Source organism: Roseovarius sp. AK1035, assembly GCF_003288315.1.
Taxonomy (GTDB): Bacteria; Pseudomonadota; Alphaproteobacteria; order Rhodobacterales; family Rhodobacteraceae; genus Roseovarius; species Roseovarius mucosus_A.
Map to the genome: position 1 here is coordinate 3,980,064 of NZ_CP030099.1, position 20,498 is coordinate 4,000,561.

At 61.4% G+C, this 20,498-nt stretch carries 22 protein-coding genes; 10 read left to right on the forward strand and 12 right to left on the reverse strand.

Features of this window, described 5'->3' with window-relative positions; translation table 11 throughout:
- Positions 1 to 46 precede the first annotated feature (46 nt).
- The 3 genes from RAK1035_RS18970 to RAK1035_RS18980 all read right to left on the reverse strand — a co-directional run bounded on the left by RAK1035_RS18970 (position 47) and on the right by RAK1035_RS18980 (position 2,248).
- Positions 47 to 793: an FG-GAP repeat domain-containing protein gene (locus RAK1035_RS18970; protein ID WP_008280475.1), complete on the reverse strand. Its 747-nt coding sequence runs from the start codon at positions 791 to 793 to the stop codon at positions 47 to 49.
- A 1-nt stretch (position 794) separates the two neighbouring features.
- Positions 795 to 1,118 (reverse strand): 2Fe-2S iron-sulfur cluster-binding protein, encoded by a 324-nt coding sequence (locus RAK1035_RS18975; RefSeq protein WP_008280476.1) that lies wholly within the window; start codon positions 1,116 to 1,118, stop codon positions 795 to 797.
- Positions 1,119 to 1,216: 98 nt separating this feature from the next.
- Positions 1,217 to 2,248 carry a hypothetical protein gene (locus tag RAK1035_RS18980; protein WP_008280477.1) on the reverse strand — a complete coding sequence of 344 codons (1,032 nt, stop codon included), beginning with the start codon at positions 2,246 to 2,248 and terminating at the stop codon, positions 1,217 to 1,219.
- A gap of 222 nt (positions 2,249 to 2,470) precedes the next feature.
- Between RAK1035_RS18980 and RAK1035_RS18985 the strand changes: the two genes are divergently transcribed.
- Positions 2,471 to 2,755 carry a hypothetical protein gene (locus RAK1035_RS18985; RefSeq protein ID WP_008280478.1) on the forward strand — a complete coding sequence of 95 codons (285 nt, stop codon included), beginning with the start codon at positions 2,471 to 2,473 and terminating at the stop codon, positions 2,753 to 2,755.
- Here RAK1035_RS18985 and RAK1035_RS18990 read toward each other — a convergent pair.
- The 3 genes from RAK1035_RS18990 to RAK1035_RS19000 form a co-directional block, all read right to left on the reverse strand.
- Positions 2,752 to 4,362 carry a thiamine pyrophosphate-binding protein gene (locus RAK1035_RS18990; protein ID WP_008280479.1) on the reverse strand — a complete coding sequence of 537 codons (1,611 nt, stop codon included), beginning with the start codon at positions 4,360 to 4,362 and terminating at the stop codon, positions 2,752 to 2,754. The genes RAK1035_RS18985 and RAK1035_RS18990 overlap by 4 nt on opposite strands.
- A gap of 26 nt (positions 4,363 to 4,388) precedes the next feature.
- Complete coding sequence (locus tag RAK1035_RS18995) at positions 4,389 to 5,837, reverse strand: TrkH family potassium uptake protein (protein WP_008280480.1); 1,449 nt, start codon at positions 5,835 to 5,837, stop codon at positions 4,389 to 4,391.
- A 62-nt stretch (positions 5,838 to 5,899) separates the two neighbouring features.
- The gene (locus RAK1035_RS19000) at positions 5,900 to 6,127 is read right to left on the reverse strand and encodes a hypothetical protein (RefSeq protein ID WP_008280481.1); all 228 of its coding nucleotides are present in this window, start codon (positions 6,125 to 6,127) and stop codon (positions 5,900 to 5,902) included.
- A gap of 253 nt (positions 6,128 to 6,380) precedes the next feature.
- On the opposite strand from RAK1035_RS19000, the gene RAK1035_RS19005 reads away from it, so the two are divergent.
- Positions 6,381 to 6,968, forward strand: a complete 588-nt coding sequence (locus tag RAK1035_RS19005) for a cytochrome P460 family protein (protein WP_008280482.1) — start codon at positions 6,381 to 6,383, stop codon at positions 6,966 to 6,968.
- 86 nt (positions 6,969 to 7,054) lie between these two features.
- On the forward strand, positions 7,055 to 7,762 hold the full coding sequence (locus RAK1035_RS19010; RefSeq protein WP_008280483.1) for a CDP-alcohol phosphatidyltransferase family protein: 708 nt from the start codon (positions 7,055 to 7,057) through the stop codon (positions 7,760 to 7,762).
- A 28-nt stretch (positions 7,763 to 7,790) separates the two neighbouring features.
- On the opposite strand, the gene RAK1035_RS19015 is transcribed toward RAK1035_RS19010, so the two are convergent.
- From RAK1035_RS19015 to ilvD, 4 genes are all read right to left on the reverse strand, one after another.
- A complete protein-coding gene (locus RAK1035_RS19015) occupies positions 7,791 to 8,168 on the reverse strand; it encodes a hypothetical protein (RefSeq protein WP_008280484.1) in 378 nt (125 codons plus the stop codon).
- Between the two features lie 12 nt (positions 8,169 to 8,180).
- A complete protein-coding gene (locus tag RAK1035_RS19020) occupies positions 8,181 to 8,939 on the reverse strand; it encodes a DUF6478 family protein (protein ID WP_008280485.1) in 759 nt (252 codons plus the stop codon).
- Between the two features lie 107 nt (positions 8,940 to 9,046).
- A complete protein-coding gene (locus RAK1035_RS19025) occupies positions 9,047 to 9,583 on the reverse strand; it encodes a hypothetical protein (protein ID WP_008280486.1) in 537 nt (178 codons plus the stop codon).
- A 49-nt stretch (positions 9,584 to 9,632) separates the two neighbouring features.
- A complete protein-coding gene (ilvD, locus tag RAK1035_RS19030) occupies positions 9,633 to 11,390 on the reverse strand; it encodes a dihydroxy-acid dehydratase (RefSeq protein ID WP_008280487.1) in 1,758 nt (585 codons plus the stop codon).
- A 97-nt stretch (positions 11,391 to 11,487) separates the two neighbouring features.
- On the opposite strand from ilvD, the gene RAK1035_RS19035 reads away from it, so the two are divergent.
- The 4 genes from RAK1035_RS19035 (at position 11,488) to RAK1035_RS19050 (ending at position 15,608) form a co-directional block, all read left to right on the forward strand.
- Positions 11,488 to 12,375 (forward strand): CPBP family intramembrane glutamic endopeptidase, encoded by an 888-nt coding sequence (locus tag RAK1035_RS19035; RefSeq protein ID WP_008280488.1) that lies wholly within the window; start codon positions 11,488 to 11,490, stop codon positions 12,373 to 12,375.
- Between the two features lie 62 nt (positions 12,376 to 12,437).
- Positions 12,438 to 13,355 (forward strand): acetyl-CoA carboxylase, carboxyltransferase subunit beta, encoded by a 918-nt coding sequence (gene accD / locus RAK1035_RS19040; RefSeq protein WP_008280489.1) that lies wholly within the window; start codon positions 12,438 to 12,440, stop codon positions 13,353 to 13,355.
- On the forward strand, positions 13,352 to 14,626 hold the full coding sequence (locus tag RAK1035_RS19045) for a bifunctional folylpolyglutamate synthase/dihydrofolate synthase (protein ID WP_037297439.1): 1,275 nt from the start codon (positions 13,352 to 13,354) through the stop codon (positions 14,624 to 14,626). The genes accD and RAK1035_RS19045 overlap by 4 nt, the downstream gene beginning before the upstream one ends.
- Before the next feature lie 358 nt (positions 14,627 to 14,984).
- A complete protein-coding gene (locus RAK1035_RS19050) occupies positions 14,985 to 15,608 on the forward strand; it encodes a LysM peptidoglycan-binding domain-containing protein (protein WP_008280491.1) in 624 nt (207 codons plus the stop codon).
- A gap of 82 nt (positions 15,609 to 15,690) precedes the next feature.
- Here RAK1035_RS19050 and RAK1035_RS19055 read toward each other — a convergent pair whose 3' ends face one another.
- Positions 15,691 to 16,134, reverse strand: coding sequence for an Lrp/AsnC family transcriptional regulator (locus RAK1035_RS19055; RefSeq protein WP_037297527.1), 444 nt, complete (start codon positions 16,132 to 16,134; stop codon positions 15,691 to 15,693).
- Positions 16,135 to 16,216: 82 nt separating this feature from the next.
- On the opposite strand from RAK1035_RS19055, the gene RAK1035_RS19060 reads away from it, so the two are divergent.
- Entirely contained in the window at positions 16,217 to 16,813 is a 597-nt protein-coding gene (locus tag RAK1035_RS19060) for a LysE family translocator (RefSeq protein ID WP_008280493.1), read from the forward strand.
- 71 nt (positions 16,814 to 16,884) lie between these two features.
- Positions 16,885 to 17,847, forward strand: a complete 963-nt coding sequence (locus RAK1035_RS19065; protein ID WP_008280494.1) for an acetyl-CoA carboxylase carboxyltransferase subunit alpha — start codon at positions 16,885 to 16,887, stop codon at positions 17,845 to 17,847.
- A 21-nt stretch (positions 17,848 to 17,868) separates the two neighbouring features.
- Here RAK1035_RS19065 and RAK1035_RS19070 read toward each other — a convergent pair whose 3' ends face one another.
- Positions 17,869 to 18,921 (reverse strand): ketopantoate reductase family protein, encoded by a 1,053-nt coding sequence (locus RAK1035_RS19070; RefSeq protein WP_008280495.1) that lies wholly within the window; start codon positions 18,919 to 18,921, stop codon positions 17,869 to 17,871.
- Between the two features lie 142 nt (positions 18,922 to 19,063).
- On the opposite strand from RAK1035_RS19070, the gene RAK1035_RS19075 reads away from it, so the two are divergent.
- Positions 19,064 to 20,470 carry a helix-turn-helix domain-containing protein gene (locus RAK1035_RS19075; RefSeq protein ID WP_008280496.1) on the forward strand — a complete coding sequence of 469 codons (1,407 nt, stop codon included), beginning with the start codon at positions 19,064 to 19,066 and terminating at the stop codon, positions 20,468 to 20,470.
- Positions 20,471 to 20,498: the final 28 nt, after the last annotated feature.

A 20,498-nucleotide genomic window follows, 5' to 3' on the forward strand; every position in this document is an offset into this window, starting at 1 on the left:
GGGGGCCAGCCCCCACACCCCCGAGGTATTTTTGGCCAGATGAACCTCAGCCGCAGGCCAGCGCCTGCGCGAACCCCTCCGGGGTGGCCATGATCCCCAAGGGCCGCGCCGTCAGGTCAGCGCCGTCAAACGCCACCGTCACAACTTCGCGGAATCCAGCATCCGCGACGATGATCTCGGGCCCTAGACCACAGTCGCGCACCCCGCCCCAGATCACCTCATCCCCGATCCGGTGATTGGTCACGCCCTTCAGGCTCGCAACCTGCGTCAAGCCCCCCGGTGCCCAACTCCAGACGCGCAGGGTCTTGCCCAGATGCGGCGTCTCGACATAGGCGATATCGGTGATCCCGTCGCCATTCAGATCGGCAATCGCAGCAGGCGCCAGCCAGCGAAACCGTGTCCCGATGTGGGGCGTGGCGGCGGATTTCACCAAGTGCCCGCGCCGCAGACTGTAAATCGCCAGCTGGGCGCCCTGCGTGGGGCTGGATTCCACCACCACCACATCAGTCTGCCCATCGCCATCGGCATCCACCAGACGCGGGGCTATATCCTCGAACACATGGCTGGGTTCCGGCCCCTGCCGCAGGTCATACCGGATTTCAACTCCAGAGGCATCGCGCACCGCCAAGACACGGCGCTCGTGTATCTGCCCCATGATCCGATGCGGATAGCTGTCATCAGGGGCTTCAAAGCGCGCAGCGGCGATGCTGCCACCGCCGCTCGTCACCCAAGGTTCGGCCAGAACTGGCCCCGCAAGCAGCAGCGCCCCGAAGACCGCCGCCGCGCCGCGCATCTCAGATTTGTTTTTCCGGCATCTGCACCACCAAACCATCCAGCGCCTCCGTCACCTTGAGCTGACAGGTCAGACGCGAGCGCGCCGGGTCCGGCTGATAGGCGAAATCGAGCATGTCCTCTTCCATGTCATCCTTGGCAGGCAGTTTGCCCACCCAAGCCGGATCGACATAGACATGACAGGTGGAACAGGCGCAGGCCCCGCCGCAATCGGCCTCGATGCCGGGGATATTGTTGTCGCGTGCGCCTTCCATCACGGTCAGGCCATTGGCCACCTCGACCTCATGCCGGGTGCCATTATGCTCGATATAGGTGATTTTAGCCATGTCTGGGCTCACTCCGTTGCGTCGCTATCGCCCATCTACCTAATCGCGCCACCGGCCCGAGACCAGCCCAATTTGCGCCACCTCGGCAAAAGATTACACTACGTCTTGCCGCGCCGCGCCGCCCGCCAGCGCCCGATGAACGAACTATCGGGCTTGGCCTCGGGCGCAGATCCAAGCATCTCTTGCGACACACGCTCTGCCAGGATCGCAACCGCCCGCTCCGAAAGCGGCACCCACGCCCCCACCGGCTCTGGCGGATCAAAGGGCACCTGCCCGGCAAGAAACTCTTGCGCGAGCGCCGCATTGGACGCCGCGCAGCGCTCCAAAAGGTCGCGCCGCGCCTCGGGGCTCAGGATCTCTTGCGCCGCGCCGGTCTGCGCCCGCTCTGGCACCTGCGCCATAAACTGCGCCAAGAGCGGTGCAATCTCTGGCCCGCTCAGCCCCCGCGCAAGGAGGGCGGCCTTGATGTGCCGCGCAGCCTCGATCATCGCCGCAGGCGGGCTCACATTCTGCGGCGCTAGTCCCAATGCCCCCTCGGGCGGGGCCACGCCGATGATCTCCAAAAACCGCCGCACGGCAAAATCCTGTGGCTGCGACGGGTTGAGCGGCACAACGGTCATCGCCTCGCGCCCCACTTGCGCCGCCCATGCCCCCGAAAGCCGATGATAGTCCAACGTCCCCCGCGACAGCCGCCGCTCCAGCAGGTGCTCAAAGCTGCCAGCCCAGTCGCTCCGCCCCTTCACATGCTGCTTGAAATCGCTCTCGATCCACAGATCCTGCCGCTTGAGATAGACCACCACGCGCAGCTCATAGCCCAACCGCTGCACCGCATCGCGCAACGGCACAAACCTGTCTTGACGCCAAAGGTCAAACAAAACCTCGCTGCTCAGCACCACATCGCGCCCCGAGCGCAGGAAATAGCCCAGATGCGCCGCCATCCGCGCGCTATCCTGTGCCACACCAAAGGCCGCCAGTTGCGCCGCATTGCCCTGATTGCGCGTGCGGTCCTCGGGATGATGCTCATAGACCTGCCCCTGCGCCGCCAGCCACGCGGCACCCTCCGCCAGAAAGCTCTGGATCGTGGTCGTCGCACATTTCGGCATGCCGATATGAAAGGTGACAATGGGCATGATCGCGCCTGTGATCCATGTTCAAAGCGTGTCAGCCCATAAAAGAGCGACATGCCCCTCTTATACCACGGGTTTGCGCGCGCAACACTGCGCACTCTTTGCAAAAATTTGGGAATAATCCTCGGCAAGCGCCGTTCTTTTGACATGGTCCTGACGCCAACGCGCCCCCGGCGGGCAGTGGAGTGAAGGCCGGAATGCAAAACTTGTAACGGAGTCCCGCCAATGAAAACCATCCTCACACTCGTCACCGCCCTCACGCTCGGCCTCACCGGCATCGCTCAGGCGGATGTGTCGAAAACGATCGGCCGCGCCAGCCAGATCAAGGTCGGCAAATCCAGCGTCATGCCCCCCGTCAGCCATCAGGGCCAATGGTGGACGCATCCCTCGGGCTGCGAATATTCGCGGACCGGGCGGCCCGGCGAAACCGTCTGGTATCTGATCATCAACACCGCCCGGCCCGGTTGCCCGGCCTATATTTCGGTGACCGGTCGCGGCGATGTTTACTAAGCCGGCACCGACAGAATCGGCGTCATATGGATCAACGTGGGGCGGTCCGCGCGCAGCGCCGCCTGCACCGCCTCTTGCAACGCCGCCACGCTTTGCGGGGCCTCGGCATGGGCGCCATAGGCCCGCGCCAGCGCGCAGAAATCGGGGTTATGCGCCTTGACCGCATTGGGCGCGATCTGCGCCCGCACCATGCTGTCCTCGATCTCTTTCAACTTGGTATTGTCCCAGACCAGAATTGGAAGGGCCAGCCCCTGCTCTACCGCCGTGCCCAGTTCCTGCACCGTATACTGAAACCCGTAATCGCCCGCGATGGCGATGGTGGGCTTGCCCCGCCGCGCCATCGCGCCGCCAATCGCCGCAGGCAACGCATAGCCCAAGGTGCCAAAGCCTGTGGGATGGTGCCAATGACCGGGCCGCGCCATCGGCCAGACCTCTTTGGCGACATAGGCGAATTGCGTCATGTCGGAATAGATCATCGTGTCCTCGGGCAAGGCTGCGCGCAGGGCATCGCAAATGCTGGCAATCCCCGGCCGCTCCGCGTCGCTCTCAGCCCGCCAGCGGGCCCGCGCGGCAGTGATCTCTTCGGGCCGCCAACCGCCGCGTGACGGCAAATCCTGCGCCAAGAGCCCCCGCGCCAACGCCCCGGCCTCTGCCAAAACCCGGCGATCACCGGCCACAGCACCACCCAGAACATCCGGGTCCATATCCACCCGGATCAGCGGCGCACGATGCCCCAACTCTGCCCGCCACAGATCGTTTTGCGACAACTCGCTGCCCACCACCAGCACCAGATCGGCCTCGCCGATCACCGTCGCGCTATCAGGCCGCGCCAGATAGGCCCCGAAATCAAGCGGGGCCGCCGCCCCCATGATCCCGCGCCCGGCATAGGTGGTAAAGGTTGCCGCCCCCAACCGCGTCGCAATCTCGCGCCAGGCCTCGGCACTCTGCGCAGCCCCGCCGCCCAAGATGATCAACGGCTTGCGCGCAGCCCGCAACGCCTCGGCCACCTCCGCCACCACCTCGGTGGCGATTTCCGGCACATCCACCAATGGCAGGGCCGCAGGCGCCGCCTCGGCCATCCCTTCCAGCGTCGCAATCGGCACCTGAATATGCCGGGGCCGCCCGCGCCGCGTGGCAAATTCCACAAGCGCGCGGTCAATCAACCGATAGGCACTGGCCGCATCGCGCGCCTCAACGCTCCATTCTGTAACACAGCCCGCCGCCGCCCGCTGATCGCGCATCTGGTGCAACTGCCCATGCTGCGCTGCTGTCTCATCCAGACAGGACGACAGCACCAGCACCGGCACACTGTCCGACCACGCCTGCCCGAGCGGCGTCAGGATATTGCACAGCCCCGGCCCGGTGATCACATAGGCCACCCCCGGCTGGCCCGTGGCCCGCGCATAGCCATCGGCCATGAACCCGGCCCCCTGCTCATGCCGCGCCAACACATGCGTGATCCCGGCCTCTTCGATCCCGCGATACATCTCTTGGTTATGCACCCCCGGAATGCCAAAAATCACCGCGACCCCGCGCGATTTCAGCATATGGCTGATCTGCGCCCCCAAAGGCGCTTGGGCGCGGAACTCGTCGGATTTCTCAGCCATCTCAGGCTCCTTTTCAGATCAGGGTGTCACGGACGCCAGAACGACGGCAGGATAAGAACGATCACGGCCAGAATCTCCAACCGCCCCATCAGCATGGCAAGGATCATCAGCGCCTTGGCCGAATCCGGAAACGCAATAAGCGACCCGGTCGGCCCAACACTGGGACCAAAGGCAGGCCCCACATTGAAAATCGCCGTCCAGGCCCCCGTGACAGATTCCATCAGCGTCAGCCCCGTCAACTCCAGCGCGACCGAGAAAAACCCGAGCGACAGAATATAGACGGTGAATAGCAGCATCACCGATTGCAGCACCTCATCCTCAACCCGCCGCCCCTCATGGCGCAGGATCATCACGCTCGACGGGTTGAAAATCCGCCGCGCCTGTTGGCCCATCGCCCGCATCATCAGCTGGTAGCGGAAAATCTTGATCGAACAGCCCGTAGACCCGGTGCAGCCGCCAATCGCCCCCACCACGATCAGAACGACAAAGGGGAATGTGCCCCAGGCGGTCACATCGCCATCGCCATAGCCGGTGCCGGTAAAGATCGAGACGATGTTGAAAAGACGCAGGCGCAGGCTTTCTTCCGTAAACTGCCCGTTCATCACAAAATCATAGCCCACCACCATGGCGACGGCGTAGAAAATCCAGCGCAGATAGGTGCGCACCTGCGTATCGCGATAAAGCGGCAAAAGGTTGCCCTGCACCCCCTGCATCATCCGCACAAAAGGCAGGCTGGCCAACACCATGAACAGCACACAGGCATATTGAGGCCCACCGGGAAAGGCCGCAAACGAGCTATCCATGCTGGAAAATCCACCCGTCGACACGGTAGTCAGCGCATGCACCGTCGCGTCAAACGCCCCCATCCCAAGCGCAAGATAGGTCAGCGTGCAGGTTGCGGTCAGTAAAAGATAAATGTTCAACACACCCTTCGAGATATCGATGGTGCGCGGCAGGGCCTTGCCAAAGGTGTCGAACCCTTCGGCACGGAAAAATTGCATCCCCCCAACCCGCATTTCGGGCAGGAACACCAAGGCCACGATCACAATCCCCAGACCGCCCAACCATTGCAAGATGCCCCGCCACAGCAAAAGCCCCTTGGGCAGGGTATCCAGCCCTTCAATCACCGTCGCGCCGGTCGTGGTCACGCCTGACATCGCTTCAAAATAGGCGTCGATGAACTCCAGATCGGTCTCGCCAAGCATGAATGGCAACGCCCCGAACAGCGGCAGCGCCACCCAGACCAGCGTGGTCAGCAAAAACGCCTGTTGGATCGTCAACGGCTGGCCCATCGAATTCTTGCACGACAGCGCCACCAATCCGCCCGCGATGCAGGTCACGATCAAGCTCTCGGCAAACACAGGCCAATGCTCGCGCCCCTCGGCAATATCCACCAAGAGCGGCAGCGCCATGGTCAGGCCCATGGCCATGACCATCAGGCCAACGAGATATCCCACGGGTCGCATGTCGAACATGGGGCGAGAGTTGGCCGTTGCCGCCGAAACTGTCAAGCTGCATCAACGCCCGTGCGACGCGCTCAGTCAGGCAGAATGTCCTCGAATACAAAGGCGGCGATATCGGCGCGCGTCAGCCCCATCGCCTCCAACTCCGAAGCGCTCAGACTTTGGAGATGCGCCACGCTTGCCAGCCGTGGCCGCGCCAGCAGATAGCCATTCATTCCGGCAGCGCGCTCCACCAGAAAAAGATCCAGATCGTGCCGCCAATTGGCGGGCATGAAACGAGTCGTCAGGTCGGTATCGCCCATTTGGGTTCCCTTTCCCGGATCGGACAGGTTCCCTCCCTTGGGATAATATAGCGCGAATCCCCTCGGAAATCGCCCATCCCCACACAGCGACCGCAGAGTGTTGCTGCATTGCAGCAATCGCGCAAACCCAGCCCCACCCAGGGGCCAATTCCTTCAATGCCTCACACAATAGTTAAGTTCCGTTACAGTTAATTCGTGCATAGGTCTGCGGGGATTAACGCCTGACACATGATTTCAATGGAGAAGATATAAAATGAAACGCCAGCTTTTCGCCGCCGCAACCGTGATAGCCAGCCTCAGCGTCGCTCAGACCGCCCACGCGGCCGATTGTGCCGTCGCGGTCGAGGATCCCTTTGCCCTCGAAGCCGCCGCAATCGAAGAAATCTACTCCTGCATCAAGGACGAGATGGTTGCAAGCTACACCAAAGAGGGCGATGCCGTGGCGGGTGCCTATCGCGATTGGACCGTAACATCGAGCCGCCCCGCCGTGGCCGGTGCCCATGGCAACCGCCTGCTTTACACCTTCGCCAATGACATCGCCGCCGAGCAATACCTGAAATATGCAGACGACGGCGTCATCATGCCCGTCGGGTCTGTGCTGGCCAAGGAAAGCATCACCATCAGCGCCAAGAAAAAAGCCGCCGTGACAGGCCCGCTCTTTATCATGACCAAGGGCGAAGCCGGCAGCGCGCCAGAGACCGCCGATTGGGTCTATGCCGGCATTCAGCCGGACGGCAAGCCGATGAAATTCAAGCAAAGCTTCTGCCATGACTGCCACGTCGCATGGGAGGCACAAGACATGATGGCCTATCCGCTGGAAGAGGTCCGGCTGGCAAACTAAGCACCCTGTCAGAAAATTGGCCCGGTCCCTGCTTGGGGGCCGGGCTTTTGTTTGCAAATCCCTCATCTCTGCGTCATTAAACCCGGATGACCCAGCAGATGCGCGCCCTTCTTGTTCACCTTTTCACCGCCACCGGCGCCGTGTTTGCCATGCTGGCGATGCTGGCGGCGGTTGATCACAAATGGGAATTGATGTTCCTGTGGCTCGTGGTGGCCTTTGCGGTGGATGGTATCGACGGTCCATTGGCACGCAAATACGATGTCCAACAACACGCCCCCGAATTTGATGGCGTGCTGCTTGATCTCATCATCGACTATCTCACCTACGTCTTTATCCCGGCCTTCGCGCTCTTCAAATCAGACCTGCTGCCGGGCTGGACGGGCTGGCTTGCCATCATCGTCATCACTTTTGCCAGTGCGATGTATTTCGCCGACACACGGATGAAAACCAAGGACAATTCCTTTTCCGGTTTCCCCGGCTGCTGGAACATGCTGGTCCTGGTGCTCTTCGCGCTCGAGCCGAATTTCTGGATCATCCTCGGTCTGGTGGTGGTGCTGGCGGTGGCGATGTTCCTGCCGCTCAAATTCGTGCACCCCGTGCGCACCGAACGCTGGCGCTGGCTGACCCTGCCGATGGCCTTGGCTTGGACCTTCTTCGCAGGCTGGGCCGCGTGGGTGCATTTCGATCCCCAAAGCTGGGCACATTGGGGGCTTGTCGTCACCAGCATCTACCTGCTCTTTGCGGGCATCGTGCAACAGCTTTTGCCGCGCAAGGGCGATCTCGACCGGCTTTGACGCGCAGGTCACGGCTGGCCTTGGCCCCCTACATCGTATCCAGACAATGCCGCCGAAACGCCCGCTTGAGCAGGTCCAATTCCTCGCGCAAGAGCGCCATTTCAGCACGGATGTCATAGCTCAGCACATCCCCCGACAATAGCGCGAAACTGTCCAGAACCTCACCACTCCGCCGATCCCGGATGACAAAGGTCTGCACCCCATCCGCGATCTTTTCCACCGGCACCGGCACCCGCACCACCCAGAGCTTTTCCTCAGGCTTGGCCGTTACCGCAACCCCCGCCACCGGCTCTTGCTGATGCGTGACCTCGATCTCGGGCGCGGCCTCGGCCTCGCCCGCCCGCGTCAAAACACCTTCCCAAACGCCTTCAAACAGGCGCGTCTTGGTCAATGTCCACTCGTTCATCGCCGCACTCCCCTATAGCGCCGCGCGCGGACGGCGACTGAACGTCACATCCCGCAACACAAGCTGGCTCATCTGCGGATTCTCGAAAATCAGGTCGATCCACGCCCGCTCCACCCGCTTTTCGTTCAGGTTGGAATAGGCCAGATCGAACTCAACCATGATTTCCTCTGCATTCAGCGGCAATTCCCGCACGATCTGTTCGGTGTTCGGCCCATGTTTGATATTGAGCCGCGCAAAAATCTCCAGCGGCTTTTCCAGCTCTACGATCGTATCCATCCGCAACAGATGCCGCTTGGTCAGCCCGTTCACCGCCTGCTGCGGGAAATCCAGCACCACCGACAGAAACGATCCGTCAAAGGCAAACACATCCATCCGCAAGCCGTAAGGCGCCAGATCCGCCTCGCGGCTGTTGCGCAATTGGCGCAAACACAGCTCCGACCGGGCGCAATCGTGAAACAGCGTCACCTCGCGGCCCAGCATAGACTTGGACCGAACCGAGGCCATACCCGGCACAGGCAGCGGCTCGCGCCACAATTCGGGCCGCCATGCCCAATCGGTGCCATGCGGGCGGGAAAACGAATTTGACCCGATCATCGGCAGCGCCAGCCGGTTATCGGAAATCGAGATCACCTCGTTCAGCGAATACATCAGCTTGCGCGCCCGCGCCCGCGCGCGCCGCAACTCCGCCAATCCCATCATCGGGGCATTGCGCGCAGTCTGACGCCATTTGCGCAGGCTGTGGCGATGCGTCAACACGTCCAGTAATTTCATGCAGAGCGCACCCTTGCCACTATTCGCACGCGCGGTCGTGCCGCAATGCTACGTCCCAAATCCTTGCATAGCATTAATTCAAAAGAGGAAACAATCCATCCCAAAGATCAGGATTTCGGGCTTGCCGCCCGCATCGCCCGCGCCAAGGCTTGCAACAACGCCTGCCCGTCAGACCCAGACACGCCCTGCCCCGCAGGTCCATAAACCGCCAAGCCCACCAGATGCCCGTTGATCACCAGCCCCGCGCGCCAATGCACCGGGTCGCCCCCCGGCAACGCGGCATCGCCGCCCTGCATCACCTGAACCAGCGCCAGCCCCTCATCGTCCTGCGCCACCCGCACCTTGGCCGGGGCCAAGGCCCGCGCCATGGCCTGTGCATCGGGCTTTTGGGTCGACGCCGCGCGGGCCAGCACCGAAACCGTCATCACCGCTGGATCAGCATAGACGCCCCCCGTCTGGCCTAGGCTCACACAGCTGGCCATCAGCGCAAAACTGCCCGACGCCCCGCGCCGCACACTGGCGGCATCCACACAATAGCCACGGGGGCCCGTGACCACCACATCACCGTCATAAAACGCCACAGCCGCTATAGCCTGCGGCTTTTTCTCCACAGGCACGGCCAGACAGCCCGCAAGGGCCATCATCCCCAGCCCTAGCAGGGTCCGGAACGCATGCGCCCGGACCCTACCTTGCTCAGAGGTCCATATAGACATGCCGCTCGAACGCTGCGCCGGGATGGGTCACAGCGCCCTTATAGGTCTCGCCCACCAATTGCGCATATTTCCACAGCGCCCCGCTGGTATAGATCGTCTCGCGCGGCCCGCCCCAAGCGTCCTTGCGCTTGGCCAGTTCCTCGTCGCTCAGATCAACCGACAATTCCCCCTTGATCGCGTCAATCGTGATCATGTCGCCCGTGGCAATCAAGGCAATCGGGCCACCATGCGCGGCCTCTGGTCCAACATGGCCCACACAGAACCCGCGTGTCGCCCCAGAGAACCGCCCGTCGGTGATCAGCGCCACCTTCTTGCCCATGCCCTGACCGCTCAGCGCCGCTGTGGTCGACAGCATCTCGCGCATGCCGGGGCCGCCTGCCGGGCCTTCATTGCGGATGACGATCACCTCGCCCTCTTTATAGGCGCGCGCTTTGACGGCCTCGAATGCGTCTTCTTCACATTCAAACACCCGCGCCGGGCCGGTAAAGACCTGATGCTCGGGCGCAATGCCCGCCACTTTCACAATCGCGCCGGTCGGGGCCAGATTGCCCTTGAGACCGACAACGCCCCCCGTCTTGGTGATCGGCGTTTCAATCGGATAGATGACCTTGCCATCGGCTTCGCGCTCGATCAGGTCCAGCTCCTCGCCGATGCTGCGCCCGCTCGCGGTGATGCAATCCTCATGAATCAGACCGGCCTTGCGCAATTCCTTCATCACAACCGGGATACCACCGGCATCATAAAGGTCTTTGGCCACATAGGCCCCGCCCGGTTTCAGATCGACGAAATAGGGCGTGTCGCGGAAGATGTCGCAGACATCTTCGAGAAAGAAATCAATCCCCGCCTCATGCGCAATCGCAGGCAGGTGCAAACCGGCATTGGTGCTGCCACCGGTGCAGGCCACAACCCGCGCCGCATTCTGCAACGACTTGAGCGTCACCACGTCCCGCGCCCGGATGTTGCGCTCCAAAAGATGCATCACCGCACGACCAGACGCCTCGGCATATTGATCGCGGCTTTCATAAGGGGCAGGCATACCCGAGGAATTCATCAACGCCAGACCAATCGCCTCAGAAACACAGGCCATGGTGTTGGCGGTGAACTGCCCGCCACAGGCCCCCGCCGATGGGCAGGCCACCCGCTCCAGCATATCCAGCGCCTTGTCGGACATCTCGTTGTTCTGATGCCGCCCCACCGCCTCGAACATGTCCTGCACGGTCAGATCACGGCTGCGGAAATCCGCCGGAATCTCCTCGACCTGCGGGGCCTTGCCCGGCAGGATCGACCCGCCATAAATGAACACGGACGGCACGTTCAACCGCACCATCGCCATCATCATTCCAGGCAGGGATTTGTCACAACCCGCCAAACCAACCAGCGCGTCATAGCAATGTCCACGCATGGTCAATTCCACCGTATCGGCAATTGCCTCCCGGCTCGCAAGGCTCGACCGCATGCCCTCATGCCCCATCGCAATCCCGTCCGTGACCGTGATCGTGGTAAACTCACGCGGGCTGCCATGCGCCTCTTTCACGCCACCCTTGACCGCCTGCGCCTGACGGTTCAGCGCGATGTTGCAGGGGGCTGCTTCGTTCCAGCAGGTCGCCACGCCCACGAGCGGCTGATGAATTTCCGTCTCGGTCATGCCCATGGCATAGTAATAGGACCGATGCGGCGCGCGCTCGGGCCCTTCGGTCACGTGACGGCTGGGCAGTTTGGCTTTGTCGAACTTGGTCATGAGGGGCCTCCCGAAATTTGCTGAAATCGGTCTAGGCCAGCGACGCGACGGGGGCAAGCCGATTGCAACCCCTCAGCCCTGCCTATAGCGTGCGCCCATGAGATATGACGCCCATGAAATCCTTGTCGGCCCCGCCCGCAGCACCGCCCATCCCGCCCGCCTGCTGGCGGGCATTGCGCTTGGCGTGCCGGTCTTCGTGGCGCTCAGCTTTGGCTATGCCGCGCTGCTCCCCATCCTCTTTGGCCCCGAGGCTTGGGCGCAAATCGCACCGGGAATCGAGACCGCCTCAAACCCCCAAGGCGTGCTGATCAACCTCTTCGTGTTCGGCCTCTTGATCGTGGCACTTGGCCTGACCCTGCGCATCATCCACCGCCGCAGCCTCTGGAGCATTATCGGCCCCCGCGCCCTAGCCATCCGCCAATTCGCCCGCGCGATGGGCGTCATGTTGCTGCTCTACGGTGCCCTCCTCTTTTTGCCGATGCCCGAAGGGATGGACCCCGTTGCCAATCTCACCCCGGCGCATTGGCTCATGCTCCTGCCGCTCGCGCTCACCGGCCTCTTCCTTCAGGTCTTTGCCGAAGAACTGGTGTTTCGCGGCTATTTGCAAAGCCAGCTTGCCGCGCGCTTTGCATCGCCTCTTGTATGGATGGTGCTGCCCTCCCTCAGCTTTGCCATTCTGCATTACGATCCCGTCAGCTTTGGCGCCAACGCCTGGGTCGTCGTCGCCTGGGCCGCCACCTTTGGCCTTGCCGCCGCAGACCTGACCGCCCGCGCCGGCACGCTTGGCCCCGCCACAGCGCTGCATTTCGTCAACAATTTCAGTGCCATCATGATCGCGGCCCCGCGCGGGCAATTCGACGGGCTGGCGCTCTACGCCTACCCCTTCACCCTCGACAATGCCGAGGCCCTCTGGGCCATGATGCCGCTCGACCTGCTGATCCTCGTCTGCGGCTGGCTCGCCATTCGCCTCAGCTTGCGCCGCTGATTGCATTTCACCCGCGCCCCGCTTATGTGAGGGCGCAATCGTCACCAGAGGGACCTGACCCGATGAACTGGATCACCAATTACGTGCGCCCGCGGATCAACTCGATCTTCTCGCGCCGCGAAATCCCCGAAAACCTCTGGACCAAATGCGACGAATGCGGAACCATGCTGTTCCACCGCGAACTCTCGGACAATCTCAACGTCTGCACCAACTGCGGCCACCATATGGCCATCACCCCGCGCGCCCGCTTCGTGGGGCTGTTTGACGGCGGCATCTTCTCCGAGGTGGACGTGCCCGCCCCTACCCCCGACCCGCTGCATTTCCGCGACCAAAAGAAATACCCCGACCGCCTGCGCGCCGCCCAAAAGGCCACCGGCGAGAAAGAGGCGATGCTCGTCGCCACCGGCGAAATGGGCCGCACGCCCATCGTCGCCGCCGCACAGGATTTCAGCTTCATGGCGGGGTCCATGGGCATGTATGTGGGCAATGCCATCATCGCCGCCGCCGAAACAGCCGTTAAGCTCAAGCGCCCGCTCATCCTCTTTTCCGCCGCCGGTGGCGCGCGCATGCAAGAGGGGATTCTCAGCCTCATGCAAATGCCCCGCACCACCGTCGCCGTGCAGATGCTGAAAGAGGCGAACCTGCCCTATATCGTCGTGCTGACCCACCCCACCACCGGCGGCGTTACCGCATCCTATGCGATGCTGGGCGATGTCCAGATTGCCGAACCGGGCGCGCTCATCTGCTTTGCCGGCCCGCGCGTCATCGAACAAACCATCCGCGAGAAACTGCCCGAGGGCTTTCAACGCGCCGAATACCTGCTGGATCACGGCATGCTCGACCGCGTGACCCCCCGCACCCAATTGCGCGACGAGTTGATAACCATCACCCGCATGCTCATGGGCCTGCCCCCCGCGATCAAGGGCGACCTGCCCGCGCCCACGCCCGATGCCAAACCGCAGGATGCCACCCAGAAATGACCGCTCCCACATCTGACGCCATCCTTGCCCGGATGATGGCGCTGCACCCCAAGATCATCGACCTCACGCTCGATCGCGTCTGGCGTTTGCTCGATGCTTTGGGCAATCCCCAGAACGATTTGCCGCCCGTGATCCATATCGCAGGCACCAATGGCAAAGGCAGCACTCAGGCGATGATCCGTGCAGGGCTCGAGGCGGCGGGCAAGACCGTGCATGCCTATACCTCGCCCCATCTCGCGCGCTTTCACGAACGCATCCGCCTTGCAGGCAACTTGATCACCGAAGAGCACCTGACCGCCGTCTTGGATGAATGCTACGCCGCCAATGGCAGCGATGCGATCACCTATTTCGAGATCACCACCTGCGCCGCCCTTCTCGCCATGGCCCGAACACCCGCCGACTATACCTTGCTTGAGGTGGGTCTTGGCGGGCGGCTTGACGCCACCAATGTGATCGACCAACCGGCGCTCAGCGTCATTACCCCCATCTCCATCGACCACGAACAATATCTGGGCGACACGCTGGCCAAAATCGCCACTGAGAAGGCCGGGATCATCAAGCGCCGCGTGCCCTGCGTTGTCGGCCCGCAACCAGATGAGGCTCTGGAGGTGATCGAGGCCGTCGCCGCCCGCCACGGCGCGCCTCTCTTGGCCCATGGCCAGCACTGGCACGTCACCCAAGAACGCGGCCGCCTGATCTATCAGGACGAAACTGGCTTGCTTGATCTGCCCCTGCCCAATCTTCCCGGCGCGCATCAAATCGAGAATGCCGGTGCCGCCCTTGCCGCCCTGCGCCATTTGACCATGGGCGATGCCGCCTTTGAGGCCGCCGTTACGCGTGCGTTCTGGCCTGCCCGCATGCAACGCCTGCAAACCGGCCCGCTGACCGATGCCGCCCCGCACGCCGAGGTGTGGCTGGACGGGGGCCACAACCCCGCCGCCGGGCAGGCGCTCGCCCGCCATCTGGCCAGCCTGCCCGCACGCCCGACCTATCTGATCTGCGGCATGCTCAACACCAAGGACATCGCGGGCTATCTCACACCGCTGGCCGCCCATGCCACCGCCCTCACCGCCCTGTCAATTCCCGGCGAGGCCAACACCCTACCCGCCGAAGTAACGGCAGAGGCCGCCCGCGCCGCAGGCCTTCCCGCCAACACCGCCGATACCGCCCTTGCCGCTGTCACCGACATCGTGAAAATCTGCCCCGAGGCGCGAATTTTGATCTGCGGGTCGCTCTATCTCGCTGGCGGAATTCTGCGCGAGAACGGCTAGGCGCTTTTTGGCAAAGCGGAACGAACCGGACACACGCAAAAAGCTTACAAAATCCACGTAACAACCTTACAGATTGTAAGGTTGCCCCCTCCCTGCGACGCTGCGACAGAAATCGGCGCATTTAACGGCTTTTCGGGCCGTTTTGGGCTCTTTCCGAATCACCCCATATTGACGAAATCGTGAAATTCAGACTAGATATAGGCAATAAAAACCGGCTTTCGTGCCCGCCGGACTGCATAATCATCAAGGGGGGAAGCGCCGTGCACTATCACGTCACTGGCCAAGCAGAGCTAGGCTATGGCTGCTGCCCATCCCGGACCAGCCTTTCCCAATGTATTGATTTTAGTGAGGTTTTCATATGTTGCGTGCGACACTGATCGCGGCGGGTTTTGTCGCCATCACCCTTGCGCTGATCCTCATTCAACCCGGAAAACCGCGCACTCTGGCGGACCTGCCCCCCGTGACCGACAGCGATGTCACCCGCGCAGCGCCAGACCTCTCAACGCTCGCCGCGCCCGCCTTGGCCCCTGAGCCATTGGTAAACGGCACGACCGTTGCCACGCGTCCGGCGCTACCAGACCCCACACCCACCCCCGCTGCCGCACCTCAGGCTTCCATGCCGGTTGGGCAAGCGCTTGAATCCATGGTGCTTGGGGCCCTGCAACAAGGCCAGTCCGAAACCTACATTGACGCGCTCGTGAATGACGCCGCGAAGAAGGGCAAGGTCGAGGTTCCCCAAGGTCTTGTGACCGCCGAAGGCCGGGTTGATACGGCCCTCCTGCTCAGCGCCCTGTCACAGCCCGCCCGCCCTCGCGTGCCAAATAGCTACACCGTGGCCACAGGCGACAGTCTCGCCTCTATCGCCTATCGTTTTTATGGTGATTTCGGGCGGCAGGCTGATATCCTCGCCGCCAACGCAGACACAATGCAACCGACTGATCGCTTGCGCGTCGGTCAGGTTCTCAACCTTCCAACACCCTGACCTTACAGGGTTTCACAGTTACGATGGCAGGAATGATCGAGGGGCCGAACCAACGGCCCCCTTTCATTTTTAGGCGCTCAGTTTATCCGCGGCCATCCTTTGGCGATCCCATCACCACATAAGACGTGATCGCATTGACCTGCGGCAAGGTGCCCAGAACATCGGTGTGAAACCGTTTGTAGGCCACCAGATCCGCTACTTCGACCCGCAGGATATACTCCACCGCGCCGGTGATGTTGTGACATTCCACCACCTCGGGTGCCCGGCCCATTGCCTGCTCAAACGCCACCTGACTGGCCTTGGTATGGCTGTTCAAACCGACCGTGACATAGGCCAGAAATCCGATGCCAAGCGCGCCCCGATCCAGCACGGCACGATAGCCTGCAATCACCCCGCGCCGCTCTAGGTCTTGCACCCGCCGCAAGCAAGCCGAAGCCGACAGCCCCACCCGCTCGGCCAGCTCCAGATTGCTGATCCGACCATCGCGCGTTAACTCTTGCAATATACGTTCGCTAATTTTGTCCATGGCCGAATTATATTGCATGTTTTGATTACCATCACAACAAAACGCAATTCCATGCCTACCATTATCGCATAGGATTGCGGCTATGACACTCGATTTGCTCACCGCCCTCGCCACTTTCGCCTTTGTCACGGTCATGACACCGGGACCGAACAATCTCATGCTCATGGCATCAGGGACAAACTTCGGTTTTTCCCGCTCAATTCCCCATATGTTGGGGGTTGGTTTGGGCTTTCCGCTAATGGTGGCCTTTGTGGGCCTTGGCGTGATGCAGGTCTTTGACCTATGGCCGCTCAGCTACACCCTGCTCAAGATCGGTTCCGTCGCCTATCTCGTCTATCTGGCGTGGAAAATTGCCAACGCCGCCCCGCCCCGCGACGCAGAAGCGTCTGGTAAGCCATTGACTTTCCTACAATCTGCGGCGTTTCAATGGGTCAATCCAAAGGCGTGGAGCATGGCTCTTTCGGCCATCACCCTCTATGCTACTGGCCGTGATCTGGCCTCGGTTCTCTGGGTGGCAGGGGTATATGTTGCGGTATCCATGGTCAGCACCACAAGCTGGACCCTGCTCGGCCAACAACTCCGCCGCCTCCTCAAGAACCAAACTCGCTTACGCATCTTCAATTGGATCATGGCCAGCCTGCTGATCGCAACCCTTATCCCCGTCCTTTGGCCCACCTGACCGGGTTGTGATTGCAAATCACCGCTCTTGCAGCCATATAACGCCACGGCAACCGTGGAGACAGCATTGCGATGACCAACTACCTCGATTTCGAAAAGCCGCTGGCCGAGATTGAAGGCAAGGCCGAAGAGCTGCGCGCCATTGCGCGCGGAAATGCCGAAATGAACGTCGAAGCAGAGGCTGCAGCACTGGATGCCAAGGCTGCCGAAATGTTGCGCGATCTTTATAAGACTTTGACTCCATGGCGAAAATGTCAGGTGGCCCGTCACCCTGACCGCCCGCATTGCCGCGATTATGTCGAGGCGCTGTTTTCCGATTACACCCCGCTGGCCGGCGACCGCGCCTTTGGCGAGGATCACGCGGTCATGGGTGGTCTTGCCCGGCTCAATGGAAATCCCGTGATGGTGATCGGCCATGAGAAAGGCAATGATACAAAAAGCCGGATTGCACGTAATTTCGGCATGGCCCGCCCCGAGGGCTATCGCAAGGCCGTCCGCCTGATGCAAATGGCCGACCGTTTCGGCCTCCCGGTTGTCACGCTGGTGGACACCCCCGGCGCCTATCCCGGCAAAGGGGCAGAGGAACGCGGCCAAAGCGAAGCTATTGCCCGCGCCACTGAAACCTGCCTTGCCATCGGTGTGCCGTTGGTCAGTGTGATTATCGGTGAGGGTGGATCAGGCGGTGCCGTGGCCTTTGCCTCGGCCAACCGTGTGGCGATGCTGGAACATTCCGTTTATTCCGTCATCTCCCCCGAGGGTTGCGCCTCAATCCTGTGGAAAGATTCCGAGAAAATGCGCGAGGCTGCCGAAGCACTCCGCCTGACGGCACAGGATCTGACACGACTTGGCGTTGCGGATCGGGTGATTGACGAACCTTTGGGCGGCGCGCATCGCGATCCCGCCCGCACCATCGCCGCCGTGGGTAAGACAATCGAAGCCATGCTCAGCGAGTTGGCGAAAAAGGATCGCGCCGCCCTTATAAAGGATCGGCGCGAAAAATTCCTGCGAATGGGAACCAAAGGGCTCGCGGCCTGAGCCGCGAGCACTGATCTATTCTCAAGCGGCGTCGCGCCGATTTGCCTTGAGCCGTGCATTAACGGTGTCAACGATCCCAGCAAACTCAGCGCAATCAAGACCCTGCTGATCAGCAATCAGCTTGACCAGCATATCCACGCGCTCGATCCGGTCTGCCCCACCTTCAATCGCACGCGCGGCTGAGGACGGCTTGAGCAAGCCATTGGCAGCACTGGCATATTTGGTAAAGGGCACGGCGTCGTCCGCCTCTGCACCCAAGCGGCGCACAACCTCGTCGACCGTGCTATAGATCTTTTCCGACAGCGCCACGTCACCATGCACCGCCTCTTTGATCGGCCGCGCCCCTTCGGGCAGCACGCAGCGATAATTGCCCGTAAGAAGCATGCTCCACTTGGCAAAAGGCACATAGATCGAGTCGAACACGCGCAGCTTGACCGGCACATCTTTGCCTTCAACCGTCACCGCATCAATCGCAGCCTCAAGGTCGCGCAAGATGCGGTTATGGGCTTCATCCTCAAAAATCGCGGCTTTGAAATTGGTGGGCAAACCAACATGCAGGGTGTTGGCACCATCCTCTGCGACGCGGTAGGCCTGCGGATCGGGGCTGCAAAGTGTCACAGTGCCCGGTTTGAACGCAGCCCATGCCCGCGGGCAGGTGTAAGCGGCCTCAAGTTTCGAGGTATCCAACCCCGGCACCCGACGCAAATAAGGCAGCGGCGGCATGTTCATGATCGACAGGCACGGCGTGCCCGCAGCCGCGATCCGGCCCAACAGATCAACGATATTGTCAGCACAATACTGCGGTTCTGACATGGCAAGCGCCACCATATCATAATCGGCAGGATTCACATCCTCAGGCGTCAAGGCATTCAATTTGCCCGGAAGGTCATGGGAGCGGAACGAACGGTGCTCTGCCTCATCTCGCAGCTTGATACGCACATCCGTGCCCTCTGAATTGATGAGGTCAGCAGTGGACTGACGACAGACGAGCGTCACATCCTGCCCGGCCATCAAGAGCTTGGTGCCAAGCAAAGAGCCATAAGAGGCCCCTAGGATAACGATACGATATGCCATGATAGTCCTTTCGAAAGAATCTTGCGCGTGTAGGTGATGAATTTACTATACAGGAGCCCCGCGATTTCACTACGAAATTTATGTCAATGTGTGTACGGTAAACTTTACAATGCGAAAATCTGTAATGTTGTAAGGTTTCTCTATGGCAAAGACCCTCATTGGTCCTCGTCTGCGGCAGTTGCGGCGCGAACGTGGGCAAACTCAGGCCGATATGGCGCGCAAATTGGACGTCAGCCCGTCCTACATCAACCTACTGGAAAACAACCAGCGTAGCCTTTCCGTCCAGATGCTGATGTCGATTGCCGATGCCTATGCGGTAGACTGGCGTGACCTGACCCGAGACGAGACCGCAAGACGGGTGGCGGATCTGCGCCATGCTGTGCGCGATCCAGTATTTGCCTTAGACCGCCCAGACCTGCAGGAATTGCGCGGTGCCGTCGATCACGCCCCCCGGCTTGTCGATCTTTTTCTTGAACTGCATGGCGCCTATCGCACCGCGCTGGAAAAGATCCTGAGCCTCGCCGGAGAGAACGCCGCCGATGAACTCTTGCGCAGTTCGCCCGAGACCGTGATCCACAACTTCTTCCGCGACCACGAAAACCACTTTCCCGAGTTGGAACGCGCCGCTGAGAGCGCGCGCGAAGGTGACTTTTCTTCGCCCGAAGATCGCTATTTCGACCTGCGCGAACGCCTGAGAACACGCCATGGCATCAGCGTACGCATTCGACGGATCGGAGAGATGGGCGACGCGCTGCGCTACTACGATGAGGCAACGGGCGTTGTGCATCTGTCACAGGCGCTTGATACCTCCAACCGTGCCTTTCAGCTGGCGCATGTGCTCTGCCTTGTCGCCTATCCTGACGTATTGTTAGGGGTCGTGGACCGCAGCGGTCTTGGCTCGCAGCATGCATTGGCGCGGCTCCGGGTGGAATTAGCCAATTACTTTGCCGCCGCGTTTCTCATGCCCTATGACGCCTTTCTGCGCGAAGCTGAGTTGGCCGCTTATGACATCGACCGCGTTGCCGCCGTCTTCAGCACTTCGTTTGAACAGGTCTGTCAACGCCTGACCACTCTGCAACGTGAGGGCGCGCGTGGTGTGCCGTTCTTCTTCTTGCGGATCGACAAGGCTGGAAATGTTACCAAACGGTTCAATTCCACCTCGTTCCACTTGGCGGAATATGGCGGCTCCTGCCCGGTCTGGAATATTCACACGGCGTTTTACCAACCCGGCGTGATGATGCCGCAATTCGTCGAAATGCCCGATGGCGCGCGCTATTTCACGGTCAGCCGCACGGTGCACCGCCCCGTTTTCAGTGAGGAAACGCAGGACCGCCGCTTGACACTTGCCCTTGGATGCGAGGCGAAATACGCGCACCGCCTGCGCTATGCATCGAGCTACAATTTCGACGACCCCAAGCTCTATGCGCCTATCGGCCTCAATTGCAACCTTTGTCCGCGTCAGGCCTGTTCGCAGCGCGCACATCAGCCCTTGTTGATGGAATTGCCGATTGACGAGAACCGGCGCGGCAGCACCCGGTATGAAAGCTGAAAGGGGGGCCGATTGGCCCCCCTTTCCA